The 22294-nt window shown below is 43.0% G+C and carries 26 protein-coding genes; 20 read left to right on the forward strand and 6 right to left on the reverse strand.

Annotation, left to right across the window (positions count from 1 at the left end):
* Positions 1–4 precede the first annotated feature (4 nt).
* On the reverse strand, positions 5–904 hold the full coding sequence (locus tag ABDD94_RS04275) for an ABC transporter ATP-binding protein (RefSeq protein WP_345954834.1): 900 nt from the start codon (positions 902–904) through the stop codon (positions 5–7).
* A complete protein-coding gene (locus tag ABDD94_RS04280; RefSeq protein ID WP_345948773.1) occupies positions 898–1113 on the reverse strand; it encodes a hypothetical protein in 216 nt (71 codons plus the stop codon). The genes ABDD94_RS04275 and ABDD94_RS04280 overlap by 7 nt, the downstream gene beginning before the upstream one ends.
* 201 nt (positions 1114–1314) lie before the next feature.
* Between ABDD94_RS04280 and ABDD94_RS04285 the strand changes: the two genes are divergently transcribed.
* The gene (locus ABDD94_RS04285; protein WP_345954835.1) at positions 1315–2328 is read left to right on the forward strand and encodes a histidine kinase; all 1014 of its coding nucleotides are present in this window, start codon (positions 1315–1317) and stop codon (positions 2326–2328) included.
* Position 2329: 1 nt separating this feature from the next.
* Positions 2330–3058 (forward strand): LytTR family DNA-binding domain-containing protein, encoded by a 729-nt coding sequence (locus ABDD94_RS04290; protein WP_345948771.1) that lies wholly within the window; start codon positions 2330–2332, stop codon positions 3056–3058.
* Positions 3059–3108: 50 nt separating this feature from the next.
* Here the strand turns inward: ABDD94_RS04290 and ABDD94_RS04295 are convergent, their stop codons facing one another.
* The 4 genes from ABDD94_RS04295 to metK all read right to left on the reverse strand — a co-directional run bounded on the left by ABDD94_RS04295 (position 3109) and on the right by metK (position 6944).
* The gene (locus ABDD94_RS04295; RefSeq protein ID WP_345954836.1) at positions 3109–3873 is read right to left on the reverse strand and encodes a lysophospholipid acyltransferase family protein; all 765 of its coding nucleotides are present in this window, start codon (positions 3871–3873) and stop codon (positions 3109–3111) included.
* A gap of 95 nt (positions 3874–3968) precedes the next feature.
* The gene (locus tag ABDD94_RS04300; RefSeq protein WP_345954837.1) at positions 3969–4529 is read right to left on the reverse strand and encodes an NUDIX hydrolase; all 561 of its coding nucleotides are present in this window, start codon (positions 4527–4529) and stop codon (positions 3969–3971) included.
* Positions 4530–4654: 125 nt separating this feature from the next.
* Entirely contained in the window at positions 4655–5602 is a 948-nt protein-coding gene (locus tag ABDD94_RS04305; RefSeq protein ID WP_345954838.1) for an EamA family transporter, read from the reverse strand.
* Between the two features lie 91 nt (positions 5603–5693).
* A complete protein-coding gene (gene metK, locus ABDD94_RS04310; RefSeq protein ID WP_345948767.1) occupies positions 5694–6944 on the reverse strand; it encodes a methionine adenosyltransferase in 1251 nt (416 codons plus the stop codon).
* A gap of 216 nt (positions 6945–7160) precedes the next feature.
* Here metK and ABDD94_RS04315 point away from each other — a divergent pair, with 216 nt between their 5' ends.
* The 18 genes from ABDD94_RS04315 (at position 7161) to nuoH (ending at position 22294) form a co-directional block, all read left to right on the forward strand.
* Positions 7161–8048 (forward strand): diacylglycerol kinase family protein, encoded by an 888-nt coding sequence (locus ABDD94_RS04315; RefSeq protein WP_345954839.1) that lies wholly within the window; start codon positions 7161–7163, stop codon positions 8046–8048.
* 3 nt (positions 8049–8051) lie between these two features.
* Positions 8052–8396, forward strand: coding sequence for a translation initiation factor (locus tag ABDD94_RS04320; RefSeq protein WP_345954840.1), 345 nt, complete (start codon positions 8052–8054; stop codon positions 8394–8396).
* Positions 8397–8875: 479 nt separating this feature from the next.
* Positions 8876–9721 (forward strand): MotA/TolQ/ExbB proton channel family protein, encoded by an 846-nt coding sequence (locus ABDD94_RS04325; protein WP_345948764.1) that lies wholly within the window; start codon positions 8876–8878, stop codon positions 9719–9721.
* Between the two features lie 104 nt (positions 9722–9825).
* Positions 9826–10434 (forward strand): biopolymer transporter ExbD, encoded by a 609-nt coding sequence (locus ABDD94_RS04330; protein WP_345948763.1) that lies wholly within the window; start codon positions 9826–9828, stop codon positions 10432–10434.
* Between the two features lie 4 nt (positions 10435–10438).
* Positions 10439–10981: a biopolymer transporter ExbD gene (locus ABDD94_RS04335; protein ID WP_345948762.1), complete on the forward strand. Its 543-nt coding sequence runs from the start codon at positions 10439–10441 to the stop codon at positions 10979–10981.
* A gap of 35 nt (positions 10982–11016) precedes the next feature.
* On the forward strand, positions 11017–11853 hold the full coding sequence (locus ABDD94_RS04340; RefSeq protein ID WP_345948761.1) for a TonB family protein: 837 nt from the start codon (positions 11017–11019) through the stop codon (positions 11851–11853).
* Positions 11854–12080: 227 nt separating this feature from the next.
* Complete coding sequence (locus ABDD94_RS04345; RefSeq protein ID WP_345954841.1) at positions 12081–12995, forward strand: substrate-binding domain-containing protein; 915 nt, start codon at positions 12081–12083, stop codon at positions 12993–12995.
* A gap of 29 nt (positions 12996–13024) precedes the next feature.
* Positions 13025–14740 (forward strand): tetratricopeptide repeat protein, encoded by a 1716-nt coding sequence (locus ABDD94_RS04350; protein ID WP_345954842.1) that lies wholly within the window; start codon positions 13025–13027, stop codon positions 14738–14740.
* 80 nt (positions 14741–14820) lie between these two features.
* Positions 14821–15192, forward strand: coding sequence for an NADH-quinone oxidoreductase subunit A (locus ABDD94_RS04355; RefSeq protein WP_345948758.1), 372 nt, complete (start codon positions 14821–14823; stop codon positions 15190–15192).
* A 113-nt stretch (positions 15193–15305) separates the two neighbouring features.
* Positions 15306–15848, forward strand: coding sequence for an NADH-quinone oxidoreductase subunit B (locus ABDD94_RS04360; RefSeq protein WP_345948757.1), 543 nt, complete (start codon positions 15306–15308; stop codon positions 15846–15848).
* Positions 15849–16352: an NADH-quinone oxidoreductase subunit C gene (locus ABDD94_RS04365; protein ID WP_345948756.1), complete on the forward strand. Its 504-nt coding sequence runs from the start codon at positions 15849–15851 to the stop codon at positions 16350–16352. It abuts the gene before it with no gap.
* A gap of 3 nt (positions 16353–16355) precedes the next feature.
* Positions 16356–17582, forward strand: coding sequence for an NADH-quinone oxidoreductase subunit D (locus ABDD94_RS04370; protein WP_345954843.1), 1227 nt, complete (start codon positions 16356–16358; stop codon positions 17580–17582).
* A complete protein-coding gene (locus tag ABDD94_RS04375; RefSeq protein WP_345954844.1) occupies positions 17575–18102 on the forward strand; it encodes an NAD(P)H-dependent oxidoreductase subunit E in 528 nt (175 codons plus the stop codon). The genes ABDD94_RS04370 and ABDD94_RS04375 overlap by 8 nt, the downstream gene beginning before the upstream one ends.
* Complete coding sequence (gene nuoF, locus ABDD94_RS04380; protein WP_345954845.1) at positions 18102–19463, forward strand: NADH-quinone oxidoreductase subunit NuoF; 1362 nt, start codon at positions 18102–18104, stop codon at positions 19461–19463. Before ABDD94_RS04375 ends, nuoF begins: the two co-directional genes overlap by 1 nt.
* A gap of 62 nt (positions 19464–19525) precedes the next feature.
* A complete protein-coding gene (locus tag ABDD94_RS04385; protein ID WP_345954846.1) occupies positions 19526–19834 on the forward strand; it encodes a hypothetical protein in 309 nt (102 codons plus the stop codon).
* 27 nt (positions 19835–19861) lie between these two features.
* Positions 19862–20260: a gamma-glutamylcyclotransferase family protein gene (locus ABDD94_RS04390; protein ID WP_345954847.1), complete on the forward strand. Its 399-nt coding sequence runs from the start codon at positions 19862–19864 to the stop codon at positions 20258–20260.
* Positions 20253–21254, forward strand: a complete 1002-nt coding sequence (locus tag ABDD94_RS04395; RefSeq protein WP_345948750.1) for a 2Fe-2S iron-sulfur cluster-binding protein — start codon at positions 20253–20255, stop codon at positions 21252–21254. The genes ABDD94_RS04390 and ABDD94_RS04395 overlap by 8 nt, the downstream gene beginning before the upstream one ends.
* Positions 21254–22294 carry an NADH-quinone oxidoreductase subunit NuoH gene (gene nuoH / locus ABDD94_RS04400; RefSeq protein ID WP_345954848.1) on the forward strand — a complete coding sequence of 347 codons (1041 nt, stop codon included), beginning with the start codon at positions 21254–21256 and terminating at the stop codon, positions 22292–22294. The genes ABDD94_RS04395 and nuoH overlap by 1 nt, the downstream gene beginning before the upstream one ends.

The raw sequence follows: 22294 nt of genomic DNA on the forward strand, positions 1-22294 counted from the left end.
CAGGTTAGGCTTTTTGGGTTATGTTCAAAAACAGTTCTTCCAGGTCTTTTTGTATTTTACCAATACTGTAAACCTTGTGGCCATTATGGTGCAGGCTGGCATTAATAGCTGCAGTATCTTCTTTTGATGAGAAAGGTAGCGTTAAATAGGTATCGGTTACGTGAGTAATCTCATAGCCTTGGCTCTTGAGGTAATTGGCAGCATCAGCGGTTTCGGTGGTTTCGACCTGCACAACCGGCTGGCTTAGGTTTTCCAGGTCTTGTATACTACCCTGAAACATCATGGCGCCATCGTTAATAATACCCACGTGGGTAGCCATACGCTCAATTTCGGCTAGTAAGTGGCTCGATACAAAAACGGTTTTGTTATGCTCTTTGGTTAGTTTAACCAATAGCTCACGTATTTCAATAATGCCGTTAGGGTCAAGTCCGTTAGTTGGCTCATCCAGTATGAGTAGTTTAGGGTCGGCCAGCATAGCCAGGGCAATACCCAGCCGTTGTTTCATACCCAGCGAGTAGTTGCCGGCCTTTTTATGCGCGGCATCGTTAAGATGAACCAGGGCCAGCATATCATTGGCACGGTTAGCCGGAACCTGCAGCAGGCGGGCGCGGTTAATAAGGTTCTCTTTACCGGTAAGATGAGCGTATATAGCAGGCTGCTCAATAAGCGAACCCACTTGCGAGAGTATCTTGATGCGGTTGCTTTGCAGCTCCTGCCCAAAAATATGAATGCTGCCCTCTTGTATTTGTAACAAGCTGAGCAGCAATTTTATAGTTGTTGTTTTACCCGCCCCGTTAGGGCCTAGGAAGCCAAATATGCTGCCTTCGGGTACTTGTAATGATAATGATTTTACAACAGGCTGTTTGCCAAAGTAAAAGTTCAAATCCTGTGTTTGAATTACCATGCTTTTTCGGTTGATACAGCGCAAACAACTTTAACTAAACGAACCCCTTTTGTAAATAAAGAAGTGGTTTGTTTAACTGATGCTATGCTGTTATCACCGTTTAAGCTTTTAGCGTGCTCAAACTGGTAACCTACACCCAGTACCAAAGCAAATAGTACAGGCAACATTAACAGTATAAAGGGATTCAGGTTTGATAATAACTTTTTCATTGTGACTGATTTGATGATACAAAGTAAATTCAAAAAAACAACCTGCTAAACTAATTTAGACCAACTGCTGAATATTATAGATGAACTGCCCTTTCTATCTACCAACCAGTTCATCGATAATTATAGGCTGTTTATCGGCAAATTGCCAGCATGTATATAAATAAGCAGGTAGCTTTACCGCTTTAACTATATATTAGGGCAATGAAAAAAAGCTGGCAAATCTTCTGGCATTCCTTTTTTTGGATAAGCGTCATCTCATTCTTTATGTATATAGCGCACACCAACGCTAAAATAAAGATGGTTGACCTGCTGGTTACGTTTGTAGGTTATGGCCTTATTAATATTGGCCTGTTTTACTCTAATTACCTGTTATTTATACCCAATTACCTGAACAATAAGCGGTATGGCAGGTACCTGCTTATGCTGCTTGTAACAGTTTTGGCAGTTGGGTTTATTAAATATGGCTTGGGGCGCATATTTCATGAGCATATACTTACAGGCCGGAACGGCAAAACCATTAGTTTTATATCCTACTACATCAGCGCTTGTTTTACCAGTGTTATATTTGTGCTGTTAAGCTTGCTGCTGCATTTTACAGTCGATTGGTTTTTGAACGAGCGCATACAGCGAGATTTGGAAAACCAACGCCTTCAGGCCGAACTGGCATTGCTAAAGTCGCAAATCAACCCGCATTTCTTGTTCAACTCTTTAAACAGTATATACTCACTAGCCTACCAACGGGCCGAAAACACCCCCGAGGCTATCCTGAAGCTTTCGGAAATTATGCGTTACATGCTGTACGAGTGTAATGATAACAAGGTTGATTTGGCTAATGAGCTGCAGTACCTGCAAAATTTTATCGATCTGCAAAAGATTCGTTTCGGCGACAACTCTTATGTAAACTTTGAGGTAGATGGTATTATTACCAACCAGCGCATAGTGCCTTTGCTGCTTATATCGTTTATTGAAAATGCATTTAAACACGGCGTAGCCAATGATCCGGCAGCACCCATACAGCTAAAAATTACGGTAGATGACGGTCACCTCGACTTTTATATGCACAATAAAAAGCATTTGCATAATCGCGATGCAGCCGGTGGTATTGGCTTAAACAATGTAAAGCGCCGTTTAAAATTGCTGTACCCAAACCAGTATCATTTAAATATTAATGATACTGCCGACACCTATACTTGTGAATTATCATTAATTTTATAACATGATCCGATGTCTGGTTGTTGATGATGAGCCTTTGGCTCTGCACGTTGTAGAAGACTACATTTCAAAAATTCCGTTTTTGCAATTAGTTAAGGCTACCACCAGTGCTATCGAAGCACTTACCCTGGTGCAGGATGGCGGCATTGATCTGGTTTTTTTGGATGTGCAGATGCCCGAGCTTACCGGCATTCAGTTTCTGCGTATATCAAACGGTAAAGCCCGTGTTATTTTAACCACTGCCTACCCGCAATATGCCCTGCAAGGTTATGAGCTGGATGCTGCCGACTACTTGTTAAAACCCATTGCCTTTGATCGTTTTTACAAAGCGGCTCAAAAAGTGCATGCTGTTATGTTTCCCTCCAATAAGCCGGTTGAAAAGGAGGAGGCACCCCAGCCGCAGTCTGATATATCGAACGATTTTATTTTTGTGAAAACTGAGCATAAAATTCAGAAAGTATATTTGAACAATATTCTTTTTATTGAAGGCTTAAAAGATTATATATCCATATTTACGCCGGCTGAACGTATTATTACGCTACAGAATATGAAAAAGGTGGAGGATGCCCTGCCCGAGCGCCATTTCATTCGCGTGCACCGCTCGTATATTGTTGCCCTTAATAAGATAGACAGTATCGAGCGTAGCCGCATCTTCATTGGCGACAAAATTATTCCCATAGGTGATACCTACCGCGACGAGTTTTTCAGAATGGTAGAGGAAAAGAATATTTGATATTAAATAAAGAGACGAGAGCCAGGAGGAAATACTCGGTTGATGAGTGTCTACCTTGTCTCTTGCTTTTTGTTTCTTGGCTCTACTATAACCCCTGCTTTAATCACTTCCTCCACTTCTTTTACCAGTTCATCGGCGGGGCGGCCATTGGGTTCTATAGGGGGAAGGACCTCGAAGGTCAGATGCTCGAACGTGCTGAGCGGGTAGATACCGTATTGCACCATTTTCCAGGCATTGTTGATAACGATAGGCACTAGTAACGCATTAGGGCATTTTTTTAGAATGGTGGCAATACCGGCCGATTGGAACGGGCGCATGTGCCCATCTTTAGAGCGGGTGCCTTCCGGAAAAATAACCGTAGACCAGGTATTGTTCTTCATCCGGTTGCCCAGGTTTACCAACTCGGTTATAGACTGTCGCGGATCTTTGCGGTCTATATTGGCGCCACCACCTACCTTTAAGTTGTAGGAAATGGATAGGATGCCTTTAGTGAGTTCGACTTTGGAGATAAACTTGGCATGGTGCCTACGCAAATAATAGATAAGCGGAGGCACATCATACATACTCTGGTGATTGGCAATAAAAATAAGGGGCCTGTTTACAGGGAGCTGTTGTTTGTTGGTAAAGCTTACCCGGTTGCCTAATAAATAATAGGTTTTAGTTAAAAAGAAGTTTAATACATCTACAGATTTCTTGTGTGCGCTGTATCCAAAAACCGTATAGCAAAACCATTGTATGGGCTGAAAAATTAACAATAGCAGTCCAAAAGCCGGGTAATGAATGGCCGATAAAATGTATCCAAAAAGTCTCCTCATAACAGAAGCCTCAAAGGTAATAATTTATCAGAGACAAGAAACAAGAGCCAAGATAGAACCCAAGCCTTTTGTCTTATTTATAAGCTCATTTCCCTTTACAGCTTTCCCTCTAAAATTAATAATTGTACGCGGAGCACGGCAGCAACGGTTATTGAGTCGGTTATTTCGCTGTTGCAAACCATGCGGTAAACTTCACTGAAAGGCAGTTTACGTATCACTAATTGTTCGGTTTCCTCAGGCTCGGCCTCATGTTGCTCCAAGTCTTGCGCCAGGTAAATGTGTCCAAATTCGTCACCAACGGAATTAGATAGGTGGAAGTCGTTTACCTTAGTCCAACGGTTGGCTTTGAGGCCTGTTTCTTCTAATAGTTCGCGCTTGGCAGCATCAAGTGGGTCTGTACCTAAGGGGCCACCTCCTTCGGGTATTTCCCAACTGTAGGCATTTAAAGTAAAGCGGTACTGGCCAACTAAATAAGTATTCATTTCCTCATCAAGCGGCAATATGCCAATAGCCCGGTTTTTATAATGCACCTTACCGTAAATGCCAGCATTGCCTGATGGATTAATGACTTCAAAATGCGTTAAACTGATCCAGGGATTACTGTAAACTTCTGTTTCGGAGGTTACTTGCCAGGGGTTATGTTCGGGGTTGTGCATGTAAAGTGTTATTTTGCTAAAATAGTTATTCGAAGGTGATTTTGCTCGATGTGCTGTTCTTTAGCTCTTTGTTAAAACCACAATTAAGCTAAGGAGTATGTTTTAGTAAATAGTATGGCTTGGGATTACTCTTGGTTCTCGGTTCCCGGCTCTTGTTTCTTCCTCCTGTACGCAGGCACGTTCACCAGCAAAATACCAATTAATATAACGGCCAGACCTATAAACTGGCCGGTATAAAATTTCTCATTGCCCAGTGCCCATCCTAAAAAAACGGCCACTACAGGGTTTACGTAAGTATAAGTGCTGATAAGCGCCGGTGCTACATGCCCCAACAGCCAAATGTAAGCCAGGTATGCCACCAGCGATCCAAACGTTACCAGGAACAGCACACCCAGCCAGGCATTAACTGGCACATGCGCAAAGGTAAATCCAGTCAGCTCGCCCGATACCAACGCAACAATTGTACTAAACACACTAGCGGAAATTAGTTGGATGCTGCTATTCATGATTACTGTACTGCTACCTTTACTGTTTTTGGTAATAAGCGAGCCTATCACCCAAAGCATAGCCCCAATTTGAACGCCTATCATGGCTATTAAGCCCATGTTTGATTGCTTAACATCTTCCTGAGCACCCAGTTTCATAAACAGGAAGATGCCTAAAAAACCTACCAATAAGCCAGAAAGGATATATTTATCAGAAAAGTATTTGACCCAATTTGCCCTATCGAGTACCAGGAACCAGAGCGGTTGTGCGGCAATAAGTACTGCTACTTGCCCCGAGCTAATATACTGCTCAGCCCAGGCCACCATGCCCGTGCCGCCAACCAGCATTAAAATGCCGCTTACGGCCTGCTTACCAAACAAGGGTATTGAAGGTAAACGCTCACCCTTAATTTTGCAATAAGCAAGCATTACTATACCTGCAGCCACATACCGCAGTGCTACTAATATAAACGGCGGGAAACCGGTAAGACCAAAACGGACGGCCAAATAGGTTGAGCCCCAAATAAAATATACAGCAGCAAAAGCCAGTATAATTAGCAGGCGTGAGGGTGGGGCAGGAGTTTGCATGGTTGAGGTAAGGTATAGCGTATAAAACGTTTAAATAAAAAGAGCGGCAGATACTATCTGCCGCTCTTTTTAAGCAATATATAGTATCGTATTACAAGCCAAAAGCCTGTTTTACTTTTTCTACGTAGTCTAATTTTTCCCAGGTAAATAGCTCAACCTCTTTGGTTACTTGGCGGCCCTCAGGGCTTACAAAGTTTTTGGTAACGGTTTGGCTGGGTTTACCAAAGTGGCCATAGGCAGCAGTTTCGCTATAAATAGGATTACGCAGTTTAAAGCGGGTCTCGATAGCGTAAGGGCGCATATCAAATAGCTCTTCTACCTTGCGTGCAATCTCGCCGTCGTGCAAATCAACTTTGGCAGTGCCGTAAGTGTTTACGTAAATGCCCATAGGCTGTGCCACACCAATAGCGTATGATACCTGTACCAATACTTCGTCGCAAATACCTGCAGCTACCAGGTTTTTAGCAATGTGGCGGGTAGCATAAGCCGCCGAGCGGTCTACTTTTGAGGGATCCTTACCCGAAAACGCACCACCACCATGTGCGCCTTTACCGCCATAGGTATCCACAATGATTTTGCGGCCGGTTAAGCCGGTATCACCATGCGGGCCGCCAATTACAAATTTGCCCGTTGGGTTGATATGGTATTTTATATCATCGTTAAAAAAGTGTGCATATTTAGGATAACGGGCTTTAACACGCGGAATCAAAAATCCAATAATGTCTTCACGTATTTTAGCCAGCATAGCCTCGTCCTCGTCAAAATCGTCATGTTGGGTTGAAATAACGATCGCATCAATACGAACCGGCTGGTTGTTATCGTCATACTCCAGCGTTACTTGTGATTTGGCATCGGGGCGTAAGTATTTAATATCGGTACCTTCACGCCTAACGGCGGCCAATTCAATTAATAAAGCATGGGCAATATCTAACGCCAAAGGCATATAGTTGTCGGTTTCAACAGTGGCATAACCAAACATCATACCCTGGTCGCCTGCACCTTGTTCTTGCTTGTCCTGCTTGTCAACCCCCTGGTTAATATCGGGCGATTGCTCATGAATAGCCGATAACACACCGCAGGAGCTGCCATCAAACATGTATTCGCCTTTGGTATAACCAATGCGGTTAATCACATCACGCGCAATTTTTTGCACATCAAGGTAGGCTTTAGATTTAACCTCGCCGGCCAGTATGACCTGCCCGGTGGTTACCAGCGTTTCGCAAGCCACTTTTGAGTCGGCATCAAAGGCCAAAAAATGATCAATCAGTGCGTCCGATATCTGGTCGGCTACTTTATCTGGATGTCCTTCTGAAACGGACTCTGAAGTAAATAAATAGGGCATAGAATTTCGTCAATTAATATGATTTGAGGAAAGTACAGAGAAATGAGCGGGATACAAGTAAAAAAGAAAATTTTGGTTTTAGCACTTTTTTACGTGGTTGCAATCCGCGCTGCCTTAGCAGCGTTTATCAAATCAGTCCACTTTCAGTGGGCAAAATTAAAACAATTTTACAAAAGCCGAAAATAGGGTTACTTTTGATGGCGAAAATAAATTTAATTGAAAACAAGAGCCTTATTTGTTATAAATCCGGTAGCGGGTGGCAAGTCTAAAGACCATGTACCGCCACTCATACAGCAGCACCTGGACAAAAAGGCTATTGACCATACCATTGTATTTACTGAAGAGGCCGGGCATGCACATTGGCTGGCCAAAGAGGCCTGTGCCACTTATGACGCTATTATTGCCGTAGGTGGCGATGGTACCGTAAACGAGGTGGCATCGGCGGTGGTAAATAGTAAGGCGGCGCTTGGTATTTTGCCCTTTGGGTCGGGTAACGGCCTCTCCCGATTTTTAGGCATCCCTATGGATACAGTAAAAGCCATCCAAAATATCAATAATTTTAAGGTAGAACTGATTGACGCCGGCCAGATAAACGGACAGTGGTTTTTTAATATGGCAGGTATGGGCTTTGATGCGCACATAAGCCAGGTTTTTGCCCGGCAAACAACACGCGGTTTTATTACCTATTTTAAAGCGGCCATTAAAGAAATCATCAGCTATAAATCACAACAGTATCAATTAACTATCGACGGCAAGGCGTACAACCGCGATGCCTTTATGCTAAGCTTCGCTAATTCCTCGCAATATGGCAATAATGCCCACGTATCGCCCAAGGCATCCGTTCAGGACGGTTTGCTGGATGTATGCGTTATAAAGCCTTTCCCGCTTTACCGCTTCCCTGAGATGGGATTGCGTATGTTTACCAAAACGGCCGATACATCCAGCTTTGTGGAGATTATAAGAGGGAAAGAAATACGGGTATCGCGTAATGCTCCCGGGCCGGCACATTTAGATGGCGAGCCGCAAACCTTGGGTGCCGATGCCGAAATCAAAATTATGCCTTTATCGTTAAATGTAATTGTTGGCACACAATACAGCCGGTAACCTATGTCGAAAAAAAATAAAAATACCAACGGCGGACTGATTTATTCGACCGATCCTGATTTTACCTACAACAGCGGCAATAGTGAAGGCGCAACTACGCCACCGCCACAGCAGCAAAACCTCAAAATATACCTCGACCGAAAAGGAGGTAGCAAACTGGTTACCCGTATAAGCGGTTTTGCCGGCGCCGAAGCTGATTTGGAAGCGTTGGGCAAACAGTTGAAGACTAAATGTGGAGTAGGCGGCTCGGTAAAAGACTATGAAATACTAATACAGGGCGATTTTAGAGACAAGATACTGGCGCTGCTGTTGAGCGATGGTTATAAAGCAAAAAAGGCCGGTGGATAATCTCCCGGCCTTTTTTGCTTTAAGTTATTTATAGATAAATCTTTAAAAAGTTTTAATTGTAAAAGGCGCTATTTGGCGCATTTTTATAAATCTCAAAAACTTTTATTAAATTTATATCTTAAATAATCAATATAAACGTTAAACAAACACATAACGGGGCACCCATTGGGTAATTTTTACACTCAGCCGGGCGCCTTATATCAGTTTAGTTACATTTTTTTAATGTTTGATGCTTGTTATTATTAAAAAAAATGGCTTTCATTGCAAAAATGTTTGTTGAAACATAATAAATGACAGCGCTCACGTTAAGTAGTACATTGCTAAAAATATCTACCTAACAATCTGGCATTAAATAATTGTAAAGAATAACATTTTGCGTAATTTTATATTGATAAAATTATAGATTTGTTATTTATGTAAATACGCATATTTAATTAACTAAATATTATAAACAAAAACTAAAAACTAAATTTAAAGTAATGGCAACCGCACCATCAAAACCAACTACTCCTGTTAAAAAAGAAAGCTCTGGTAACTCAAGCGCTTTCGCTTCTTTAGTAATTCCTATTTGTTTCGTAATAGCAGTATTGCTGTTTATTTTCGTTTTGGGTGATGCAAGCCACTATAAAGGCGGCGACGTTGAGCACGGCGAACCAACCGATTACTTCGGAACTATACACAAAGGCGGTCCAATTGTACCCGTGTTAATGACTTGTTTCTTAATGATGATCGTTTTCTCTATTGAGCGTTTTGTTGTAATTGGCAAAGCTTCTGGTACTGGTAACGTTGATGCTTTTGTTAGAAAAATCAATTCTTTCTTAAACCAAGGTAACATCGAAGCTGCAAGTGCAGAGTGCGATAAACAAAAAGGTTCAGTAGCTAACGTAATCAAATCAGGTCTGAAAAAATACCGTGAAATGGAAGAAGAGCCAAACCTTGACGTTGATCAAAAAACTTTAGCTATCCAAAAAGACATCGAAGAAGCAACTGCTTTAGAAATGCCAATGTTAGAGCAAAACTTAACTATCATCGCTACACTGGTATCAGTAGGTACACTGATCGGTTTGTTAGGTACGGTGGTAGGTATGATCGGTGCATTCCGTGCACTGGCTACTTCAGGTGCTCCTAACCAGGCTGAGTTATCATCTCACATTTCTGAGGCCTTGATTAATACAGCTTTGGGTATCTTAACTTCAGCATTGTCAATTATCTCTTACAACGTATTTACGTCTAAAATTGATAAACTGACTTACGCTATTGATGAGACTGGTTTCAGCATTGTGCAAACATTTGCTGCATCACACAAAAATAAAGCTAGATACTAGTATTGGTTTTTAAAATACTGTTACGCTGCTGATAATAAAACCGGTAGCGTAACAGTTAGATAATTAACCATTTATAGTATTGATTTTTATAAAGAAAATAAAAAATGCCTAGAGTAAAAATTCCAAGAAAGAGTACAGCAATTGACATGACAGCCATGTGTGACGTGGCTTTCCTTTTGCTTACCTTCTTTATATTAACGGCAAAACCTAAGGTAGAAGATCCGGTTCCGGTGGATACCCCCGGATCGGCATCACAAGTGCTACTACCTGAAAGTGATATTGCCACCCTTACCATTGGTGGTAAAGGAAAAGTGTTTTTTGGCATAGAAGGCTTTGAAGTGCGCAAACAATTGCTGCTTCGTATGGGCGAAAAGTATAAAATTGGTTTTACGCCAAAAGAGCTTGATCGCTACGCAGTAACACCAAGCATTGGTGTGCCAATGGCCCAGGTAAAACAGTTTATTAACATGGAAGGTGATCAGCGCAAAGAATTTAAAGCGCCTGGTATCCCTACCGATTCTGTTAGTAACGAATTGTTTAACTGGATTCACGAAGCCCGTATTGTAACTAAAAACATATCAGGTAAAGAACTGCGTATTACAATTAAAGGTGATAGTAAGGAAGAATACCCGACAATACAGCGTATAATTGCCATATTGCAAAAGCAAGAAGTAAACAAATTTAGTTTAATTACATCATTAAGAGGAAAGTAACAAGATGGCAGAATTAGACACCTCCGGCGGGGGTAAAGGTAAAGGTGGGAAGGTAAGAAGTAAGAAGCAGTCAACACGCGTGGATTTAACAGCCATGGTGGATTTGGCTTTCTTGCTGGTAACTTTCTTCATGCTTACCACTACCCTGTCAAAACCAAAAGCCATGGACTTGGCTATGCCGGATAAAAATGAAGACAAACCTCAAGATCAGGAACCAATTGCAGCATCCAGAACGGTAACTGTATTATTAGGTAAAGACAACCGTTTAGAGTGGTTTGTAGGCGTTCCTACCGAGCCGCTTTCGGCCCCAACAGTTGATAATTACGGTAAAGATGGTATCCGTAAGGTATTAATTGAAAAAGGTAAAGAAATCAAACAAAAAACAGGCAAGGATATGTTTGTGATTATTAAACCAAGCGATAAATCAATCTATAGAAACATGATCGATATTATTGACGAGTTGAACATTACCAACAATAAACTGTATGCAATTGTAGATATTACACCGGTTGAAATTGGCTTGTTAAAAGACGTAGGTCTTTATTAATTGATATTTTACACACACTTTAAATAAAATAAGTCATGGCTATTTTAGGATCAAAACTAGACATACTGAAACCTGAGTGGCTTGATGTTGTTTTTGCCGATAGAAACAAGGCATACGGTGCGTACGAGTTACGTAAAAGCAATCCAAAAAATACATCAGTAGCATTACTTATTACTGTTAGTCTTTTTGCATTGGCCGTTTCGATGCCAACTATCATTAACAAGATCAAAGGTTTTATACCTAAGCCCAAAGAGAAGGTTAAAATTGAGGAAGTGGTGTTATCTCCTCCGCCGCCATTGAACGAGGCAGAACCACCGCCGCCACCGCCACCAAGTGCCGAACCGCAGAAACCAAAGGTTGATCAGGTTCGTTTCCCGCCTCCGATAGTAAAACCAGATGAGCAGGTTCGCGAAAAAGATCCGCCAAGCCAGGAGGATTTGAAAGTAGCAGACCCGGGCCCTAAGGATATCAAAGGTGACCCTACACAAACAGTTCGTATTGACGAACCTGTGGGTAATGCACCAGTTAGTGCTGCAGTAACAGAGTCTAACCCGAATGAAATTTTTACCTCAGTTGAGGAATTACCTAAATTCAATGGTGACTTTGGTAAGTTTTTGGGTAAAGCTTTACGTTACCCAGCCGTAGCACAAGAGAATGGCGTTCAAGGCCGTGTTACTGTGACGTTCGTCGTTGAACGTGATGGTAGCTTAACTGACATTAAACCTATCGGCCGTACATTGGGCTCAGGTTTAGAAGAGGAGGCCGTACGTGTATTGAAAGCAGCTCCAAAATGGACGCCTGGTCGTCAGAACGGCCGTCCGGTTCGTGTACAATACACCGTGCCAATTGTATTCACGTTAGCAGATCAGTAATTAATGCTAAATTCTGATAATGATAAACAAAAATCGCCCCAAAGGCGGTTTTTGTTTATTTTAGGAGCAGCCTTCTTCATTTTGGTCATTGTTCTGGGCCTTATGATTATGTTCTGGGATAAACTGCCACTCGAGCTGAGTAAAACCAAACGGTACACATTTGGTGGTTTGTTTATTTTGTATGGTATTTTACGTTTTATTAGAATTATCAGAACAGACACGCTTAGATGAATAACAGCATAAAGATTTTATTAGTATGCCTTGCCGTATTGATTGGATTTGGAATGTGCAGGCAACAATCAGCTCCTGAAGTTAAAGGAGATGATACATTTGTAAAGGGTAAAGCGCAAATTTTAGCCGACGAATCATTCCAGCCCATTCTGGATCAGGAAGCCTACGTTTTTAAAGCCTTATTTACCGAGGCGAAACCCGAGTTTATCTATAAATCAGAGAATGACGTGTTGCGGATGTTCTTAAATGACAGCATCCGGGCGGCTATAATATCGAGAGAATTAAAGCCCAGTGAACTCCAAATTCTAAAAAATCGCAATTTTGCGCCCGATGTTAACCGCTTTGCTATTGACGCTGTAGTGCTGATTGTAAATCAACAGTCTACAGATACACTGATCTCTGTTGCGCAGATCAAAGACATGTTAAATGGCAAGGTCATGACCGATAAAAACATTGTATTTGATAACCCAAATTCGAGTTTGGTAAGGTATTTGAAGGAACTATCAGGCAATCAGGAATTAAAGCAAAAAAATATTTATGCTTTAAAATCTAACAAGGATGTAATTCGTTATGTAAGCGAGCATCCGCAATCCATTGGGATAGTTGGATTTAGTTGGCTGGATGATCCTGACAAGGATTTTGCAGACGCGGTAGCCAAAGTTAAAATAGTTGGTGTGAAGAATGAAAGTAATGACAAAGCACCGACAGAGTATTTTAAACCATCACAAGAAACATTAGCTCTAAAACAATATCCGCTTAGTCGCTCATTGTACATTTTAAACAGTACAGGGAAATTGGGATTAGCAGCTGGCTTTGCTGCCTTCCTTAAAAGCGACCGCGGGCAACGTATCATTTTGAAATCGGGTTTATTGCCTGATTCGATCCCACAAAGGGAAATGATTTTAAAATAGTAACGTAACTAAAACTATAAAATTAAGCCATGAAGAACAACATCAGTAAAGTAGCGGGAGCAACGCTTGGCCTGGTATTTATAGGTTCATCAGTTTTTGCGCAGAGTCTTGCCGACGCCAAGAAAGCTATTGACGCCGAACAATATCAGAAAGCTAAGTCGATGCTTAAAAATCTGACTACAACACAACCAACAAAAGACGAAAACTTCTTTCACCTGGGCTGGGTATTCTTGCTACAAGATTACCCAGATTCAGCTAAAGCAACTTTTCAAAAAGGTTTGGCTGCAAACCCTAAATCAGCCATCAATTTTGCCGGTTTAGGCGCCGCAGCAAGGGTTAACAAAGACCAGGCTGGTGCACAAACCAATTTTAACCAAGCTATTACTTTAGCTGGTAAAGACAGCAAGCCCTATTTATACGTAGGTGAAGGTTACTTGCTTGATCCTAACCCGGATGCTAATGCAGCAGTAGCAGTACTGCAAAAAGGTATAGCCGCAAATAATAAAGATCCTGAGTTATACATCGCTTTAGGCGATGCATACCGTACGCAATTAAAAAATACAGAAGCGGTGTCAGCCTACGGCGATGCATTGAGAATTAACCCTAAGGCTGCTGCTGCTAAAGTAGCTACTGGTGTGGTTTGGCGCCAGGCAAATAACTGGGAAGCATCTGAAGACGAGTTTAAAGGCGCTTTAGCCATCGATCCTAACTTTGGCCCCGCTTACCGTGAGTGGGCTGAAACAGATGTACGCTGGGCGCAAAAAGTTCCTGCCCAGGCATCAGCCAAAATTAATGAAGCTGTTGAACAGTACCGCAAATATTTGGGCTTAACCGATATGTCGGTAGAGTCACGCCTGCGTTATGCCGACTTTTTGTACCAAGCTGGTAAATTTAAAGAACTGCAAACCGAAGCTGCTGCCATTGCCAAGTTGCCCGACGCTAACTCGAGGGTATATCGTTACATGGCTTATGCCGCCTACGAAAACGGTGATTATGCTAACGGACTTACTGCTTTAAATACCTGGATGAGCAAAGCCGATCCTAAACGTATTATCCCTTACGATTACTTTTATTTGGGTCGTTTACAAGCTAAAACCCCAGGTCAGGATTCGTTATCAGTGGCTTCTTTTGAAAAAGCAGTTAGCATGGATACTACCCAGGCTGCTTTATACCAAGAGATTGGAGCAACTTATTTTAGACAACGTAAATACATTAAGGCGGCTGAGGCTTACCGTAAATATACCGATAAGATAAATAATGGTAAGGTAAACCTAACTGAGCATTATACTGAAGGATTGGCTTATTACTATGCTTTTTCTGATCAGTACAACAACCAGTTAAAAACTAAAGCGCCTGCCGATACTTCACTTTTAGGAAAATCGGAAGCGGCGTTTGCATTTGTTCAATCAAAAGCAGCCACACCTTTTGCACCGGCCATTCTGTACCGTGCCCGTATTAACGACCTGAGAGAGCCGAGCCGGGAAACCAGCAAAGGCTTAGCTAAGCCGTTCTACGATCAATATCTGCAAATTATAACTGCTACAGCAGTTGCTGATAAAGACAAAAGAGATGTAGGTGAAGCCTATGCTTATTTAGGTGCTTATTACGAGTACACCGAAAAGGATGCTGCTAAAGCAACAGAAAATTATACTAAAGCCCGTGAGTTTGATCCGACCAATAAACAGGCTCAATACTTCTTTCAAAAAAAGGCAGGATCGGCTAAACCCGCTGCCAAAGGAAAATAAGTTTTTTAAGAACTGATAAGAGGCTGCAGATTAATCTGTAGCCTTTTTTGTTATTACACAATTCCGGTTATATTTGCTGCATGGAAGCACAAAGTTTACCTATTAACTATTTGCCAATAATTATTCAAATGCTGGTTGCAGTTGGGTTTGTGGTTACTACTATGTTTTTTACCCACAAGTTGGGTCCAAAACGGGTAACTGCAGATAAGCTTAGTCCGTTTGAATCGGGCATCGAGGTGGTTGGTAATGCGCGTACGCCGGTTTCCATCAAATACTTCCTGGTAGCCATCCTGTTTGTACTGTTCGATGTGGAGGTTATTTTTATGTACCCCTGGGCGGTTAATTTTAAAGCCATGGGTGTTGATGGACTGATCGAAATGTTCATCTTTATGGCTACACTACTGCTGGGCTTCATTTATGTGCTCAAAAAGGGCGCATTAGACTGGAACTAAGCCAGTTTAGAATCTTTCTAAATACAACCTTGTACATATTACACTATTCAATATCACGTTAATAATGGTAAATTTGTAGTCATCCGTATAAACGGATTTTAGCATTTATATCAATGAGTGATGTTCAGATAGTTAATGCCCCTCCGGGCGTTGAAGGTTCAGGATTTTTTGCTACTTCTTTAGATAAAGCCATAGGTTTGGCGCGTTCGCACTCGTTGTGGCCGCTGCCTTTTGCTACCTCTTGCTGTGGTATCGAGTTTATGGCTACCATGGGCTCTCATTATGATTTGTCGCGTTTTGGGGCCGAGCGTTTAAGCTTTTCGCCGCGCCAGGCCGATTTACTGATGGTAATGGGTACTATATCAAAAAAAATGGCGCCGGTATTAAGGCAGGTTTACCTGCAAATGGCCGAGCCCCGTTGGGTAATGGCTGTAGGTGCATGCGCCTCGAGCGGTGGTATATTTGATACTTACTCGGTATTGCAAGGTATAGATGAGGTGATTCCGGTTGATGTTTATGTACCCGGTTGTCCGCCCCGCCCCGAAGCTATTATTGACGGCTTTATGAATATACAAAAACTGGTGCAAACCGAATCCCTGCGCCGCAGAGACACGCCGGAGTACCAGGAATTATTAGCTAAATACGGAATCCAGTAAATGGGTGAATTAAATAACGAATTACTGCAGCAGCACCTAACCGGAAAGTTTGGCGACCAGATTAAACTGGAAGGTGAACCATACGGTTTGCTCACAGTTGAAACCAGTAGAGATAATATTATTGAACTGCTAACGTACCTCAAAAAGGATGCGGCTTTGCAGTTTATTTATTTAACCGATATTACGGCTATACAATACCCCGAGCAGGAAAATTCCATTGGCGTAATTTACCACTTGCACAGCCTGCGGTATAATGTGCGTATTCGGGTTAAAGTGTTTTTACCTGAAGGTGATGTGCGCACCCCGACAGCAACGGTGCTGTGGAACGGCGCTAACTGGATGGAGCGCGAAACTTACGACTACTTTGGCGTAAACTTCGAAGGCCACCCTAACCTGGTTCGTATCCTCAACGTGGACGACATGACCGTATTCCCAATGCGTAAAGAGTACCCGCTGGAAGACCCGAACCGTGTAGACAAAAAAGATTTTTATTTTGGAAGATAACCCATGCAGAATTTTCCTTCACTAAATATAAATACCAATACGGATACCAACCTGCAAAGCGAGTTATCCACCCTTAACCTGGGGCCAACGCATCCGGCCACGCACGGCGTGTTCCAAAATGTGTTGCAACTGGATGGGGAACGTATTGTGAGCGGCGTATCAACCATTGGTTACATACACCGCGCATTTGAGAAAATTGCCGAGCACCGGCCGTTCTATCAAATTACCCCGTTAACCGACAGGTTAAACTACTGCTCGGCCCCCATTAATAACATGGGCTGGCACATGACTGTCGAAAAACTGCTGGGCATCAATACACCAAAACGCGTAGATTACTTGCGTGTAATTGTAATGGAGCTGGCCCGTATATCCGACCACATCATCTGCAACGGTGTATTAGGTGTAGATACAGGCGCTTTCACCGGCTTTTTGTACATGATGGAATACCGCGAGGCTATCTATGAAATATACGAAGAGGTTTGCGGCTCACGCTTAACAACCAACATTGGTCGTATAGGTGGGTTTGAGCGTAATTTCAACGATATAGCTTTTGCCAAGATTAAAAAGTTTTTGGTTGATTTTCCGAAAGTGCTCAACGAGTTCGAATCGCTGTTTAACCGTAACCGTATATTTATTGATCGTACCAAAGGCGTTGCCCCGGTAAGTGCCGAAACAGCTTTAGATTACAGCTGGAGCGGCCCTATACTGCGTGCAACCGGTGTGGATTATGATGTGCGTGCCATGAATCCATATTGCTCATACGAGGAGTTTGATTTTGAAGTACCTGTGGGTACCAGCGGCGATGTGTATGACCGTTTCCTGGTACGTAACGAAGAAATGAAACAGAGCATGCGTATGATACAGCAGGCTTTGGATAAAATAGAAAAAGAAGATCCGACCATATTTCACGCCGATGTACCTGAGTTTTACCTGCCTCCTAAAGAGGAAGTGTACAACAATATGGAAGCGCTCATTTATCACTTTAAAATTGTGATGGGCGAAATTGAAACACCAGTAGGCGAGGTTTATCATTCGGTTGAAGGTGCCAACGGCGAGTTGGGCTTTTATCTGGTAAATGATGGTGGCCGATCTCCTTATCGCTTGCATTTCCGCAGGCCGAGCTTTATCAATTACAGTATGTATGCCGATATGAGCCGAGGAATGCTGTTATCGGATGCGATTATTAACATGAGTAGCTTAAACGTTATAGCCGGAGAATTAGATGCTTAGAGTTGAAAATATCACCCACCAGCCGGTTGAATTTTCGCCGGCATTGATGGCTCAATTTGCCGATTTTGTTAGTCGTTACCCTGAAGGTAAGCAAAAGTCGGCCTTATTGCCTATGCTGCATGCCGTACAGGCCGAGCAGGGCTGGCTGAGCGTACCCGCGATGGATAAAGTAGCCGCTTACTTAGGTATTGAGGCCATTGAGGTTTATGAGGTAGCCACTTTTTATACCATGTACTTTTTACGTCCGCAAGGCAAGTTCATGCTGGAAGTTTGCCGCACCGGGCCTTGCTGCTTGGTAGGTGCTGAAAAAATAATGGATCACCTGGAGCAAAAGCTCGGCGTTAAGGAAGGCGAAGTTACACCTGATGGCCTGTTTAGCTGGCGCGGCGTGGAATGTCTCGCTGCCTGTGGCTTTGGTCCGGTTTTGCAAATAGGCCCTGAGTATACGTTTTACGAAAACCTAACCACTGAGTCGGTTGACCAATTGTTAGGTGATTTAAAAGCAAAAGCTAACAACTAATGGGACGCAAACTATTACTAGAACATATTAACGTACCTGGTATCAACACTTTTGACGTTTACCGTTCAAAAGGTGGTTATGCAGCGGTTGAAAAAGCCCTGAAAACTTTAACACCCGATGAAGTGGTGGAAGAGGTGAAAAAGTCGGGCTTACGTGGCCGTGGTGGTGCAGGTTTCCCAACCGGTATGAAGTGGAGCTTTTTGGCTAAGCCAGAGGGTGTGCCACGTTACCTGGTTTGTAATGCCGACGAATCTGAGCCTGGTACTTTTAAAGACCGTTATTTAATGACACACATCCCTCACTTGCTAATTGAGGGTATGATTATAGCCAGCTTTGCTTTGGGTTCCAAAACCTCGTACATATATGTACGTGGCGAGATGATGCCGCAGATACGCATTCTGGAGAAAGCCATTGCCGAAGCTAAAGCTGCAGGCTTTTTAGGCAAAAACATATTAGGTACCGGTTACGACCTGGAATTGTACGTACAGCCGGGTGGCGGTGCCTACATTTGCGGCGAAGAAACTGCTTTGATCGAATCGTTGGAAGGTAAACGTGGTAACCCGCGTATTAAGCCGCCATTTCCGGCTATTGCAGGTTTGTATGGCTGCCCAACAGTGGTCAACAATGTCGAATCAATTGCCGCTACCGTGCCAATCATTCGTGATGGTGGCGATGAATATGCCAAAATAGGTATTGGTCGCAGTACCGGTACTAAGCTAATATCAGCCGGGGGCAACTTAAAAAGGCCTGGCGTTTACGAGATTGAGTTGGGTGTACCTGTTGAAGAATTCATTTTTTCGGATGAATATTGTGGCGGTATAGCTAATGGTAAACGCTTAAAAGCAGTGGTAGCTGGTGGTTCATCGGTGCCAATTTTACCTGCTAACCTGATACTGAAAACAGCTGCAGGCGATGCCCGTGTAATGAGCTATGAAGGTCTTTCTGAAGGTGGCTTTGCTACTGGTACCATGATGGGTTCAGGTGGTTTTATTGCGTTTGATGAAGACCAGTGTATTGTACGCAACACCTGGAACTTCGCACGCTTTTATCACCATGAAAGTTGCGGGCAATGTTCGCCTTGCCGCGAGGGTACTGGCTGGATGGAAAAAGTGTTACATCGCTTAGAGAACGGACATGGCAAAATGAGCGACATGGATCTGCTGGTAGATGTTTCTAAAAAGATTGAAGGAAATACCATTTGTCCGCTGGGTGATGCAGCTGCCTGGCCGGTGGCCAGTGCTATACGTCATTTCAGGGATGAATTTGAATGGCATGTAACTAACCCAACGGAGGCAGTTAGCCGTAATTTTGGGTTAGCGCATTATGCTGATCCGCTGCCTAAGCCAGAAGTGATAGCTTAAATTTGATCTGGGGTGCCTAATTGATGTGCGCTATTGATAACGATTGATTAAACTATTGAAATATGGCAGAGAATCACGAAGTAGTTATCAAGTTCAACTATAAAACGGAGGACTTTGATTATTTAGACGAGTTGCAGGATGAGATTGAGCGGGCGGTAACCTATCATGGTGTTGGTGCCTATGACAGCTACGAACTGGATGAGGAAAATAGCCGGGCATTGTTCTTTTTAACAGCACATGATCCGGAGATATTGTTCAGAAATTTAAAGCCAGTACTGCAGGAGTCGCCTATTTTGAAAGGGGCTAAAATTGATATAGAAATGGGGCACAATGCAGATGGTAGTGCCATCATTAAAGAATACCAGTTGTAAAGGCAGCTCTTGACAAGGAGACAGCAAATGGAATATTTGTTTGCATATGGCACCTTGCTAAAGCACTTCGAAAATGAAGTATTAAAGCCGCTTGAAGATTTCCTTACCTTTACAGGTAAGGGTTTATTAAAAGGCGAACTGTACGATCTGGGCGAATACCCGGCGTTAATAAAAGCAAAGGAGTTAAGCCAAACCGTTGCAGGAGAGGTTTACAGTATAGATAGTAATGCTAACCATGTTTTGGCAGCATTGGATGAATACGAAGGGGCGGAGTATAGCAGGCAACAGCAATGGGTACGGCTGCACAACGGAAAAGAAGTAAGGTGCTGGGTATATGTATATCAGTATACGCCCGGTCCAAATCATATAAAAATAATAGACGGCGATTACCTCGCTTATATAAGAAATAAGGTTGATAATGGTTAAAGTAACTATTGACGGAATTAGTGTTGACGTAGAGCCAGGCACGTCCATCCTGAATGCTGCAAGGCAAATAGGAGGGGATATTGTGCCGCCCGCTATGTGCTATTACTCTAAACTGGAAGGCAGTGGCGGTAAATGCCGTACCTGCCTGGTTAAGGTAAGTAAAGGATCTGAAAAAGATCCGCGGCCTATGCCTAAGCTGGTAGCATCATGCCGTACCACAGTAATGGATGGCATGGAGGTACAGAACATAACCTCGCCTGAAGTGATTGAGGCACGTAAAGGAGTGGTTGAAATGTTATTGATCAATCACCCGCTGGATTGCCCTATTTGCGACCAGGCCGGCGAGTGCCATCTGCAGGACTTGGGATATGAGCATGGTGCGGCTAAAACCCGCTACGAGTTTGATCGGCGTACGTTTGAACGTATTGATATTGGCGACAAGATACAACTACACATGAACCGTTGTATTTTATGCTATCGTTGCGTATTTACGGCCGATCAGATCACCAATCAGCGTGTACACGGAGTATTAAACCGTGGCGATCATGCGGAAATCTCTACCTACATTCATAAAGCTGTAGACAACGATTTTTCGGGCAATGTGATTGATGTGTGCCCGGTTGGTGCTTTAACCGATAAAACCTTCCGCTTTAAAAACCGTGTGTGGTTTACCAAGCCGGTAGAAGCACACCGCAATTGCGAGCACGAAAATTGTAACGGCAAAGTAACCCTCTGGTATAAAGGCGAAGACGTTTTACGCGTAACGGCCCGTAAAGACCAGTACGGTGAGGTTGAGGAATTTATTTGCAACACCTGCCGTTTTGATAAAAAGAAAACCAGCGATTGGGTAATTGAAGGCCCGCGCAAGGTGTCTAATCAATCGGTTATCAGCGCTAATCATTACGAAACGATGCAGCCGCTGCCAGTGGTTAAAAAGAACCTGGTATTGCAGGAAGCTAACAAAGAACAATTTGAACGGGAGACAAGACTGTAATGGAAACTACTGATCTGATTATAAAGCTGGTACTGGTAGTGGTTATATTTGCTATCAGTTTGGTAGTGGCCATGTATTCTACTTATGCCGAGCGTAAAATAGCAGCCTTTTTACAAGACAGGGTAGGCCCTAACCGTGCCGGCCCGTTTGGTATGCTGCAACCTTTGGCCGATGGTGCCAAAATGTTCATGAAAGAAGAGATCATACCAACTCGGGCCAGTGGCTTTTTGTTTGTGGTTGGTCCGTCACTGGCCATTATGACGGCCTGTATCGGTTCTGCGGTTATTCCGTGGGGGCCGCAAATGGTTATTGCCGGTCGCACTATCGATTTGCAGGTTACCGATATTAACGTGGGTATCCTGTACATTTTCGGTGTTGTATCCTTAGGTGTGTACGGTATCATGATTGGTGGCTGGGCATCTAACAATAAATATTCATTACTTGGCGCTATCCGTGCCGCATCACAAAACATCAGCTACGAAATTTCGATGGGCCTTTCCATAATTGCCCTGCTGATGCTGACCGGTACACTAAGCTTAAAAGAAATAGCCGAACAGCAACATGGCTGGCACTGGAATGTGCTTTACCAACCGCTTGGCTTTTTAATATTTATGGTGTGTGCCTTTGCCGAAACCAACCGCAGTCCGTTTGATTTGCCTGAGTGCGAAACCGAGCTGGTGGGGGGGTACCATACCGAGTATTCATCCATGAAATTGGGCTTTTACCTGTTTGCCGAGTATATCAACATGTTTGTATCCTCAGCTGTAATGGCTACGCTTTATTTTGGCGGCTACAACTATCCGGGTATGGATTACATGGCTAATTTGTTAGGACCAACCTGGGCGCCAATTTTAGGTGTAGTGGTACTATTTGCCAAAATATTTGCCTTTATCTTCTTTTTCATGTGGGTGCGCTGGACCATCCCGCGTTTCCGTTATGACCAGTTAATGCACCTGGGCTGGAAAAAACTGATACCGTTGGCTATTGCCAACATCGTATTAACCGGTGTTATATCTATATTAATTCAAAAGTTTGCTTAA

The sequence above is a fragment of the Mucilaginibacter sp. PAMB04168 genome, from assembly GCF_039634365.2.
In the GTDB taxonomy this organism is placed as follows: Bacteria; Bacteroidota; Bacteroidia; order Sphingobacteriales; family Sphingobacteriaceae; genus Mucilaginibacter.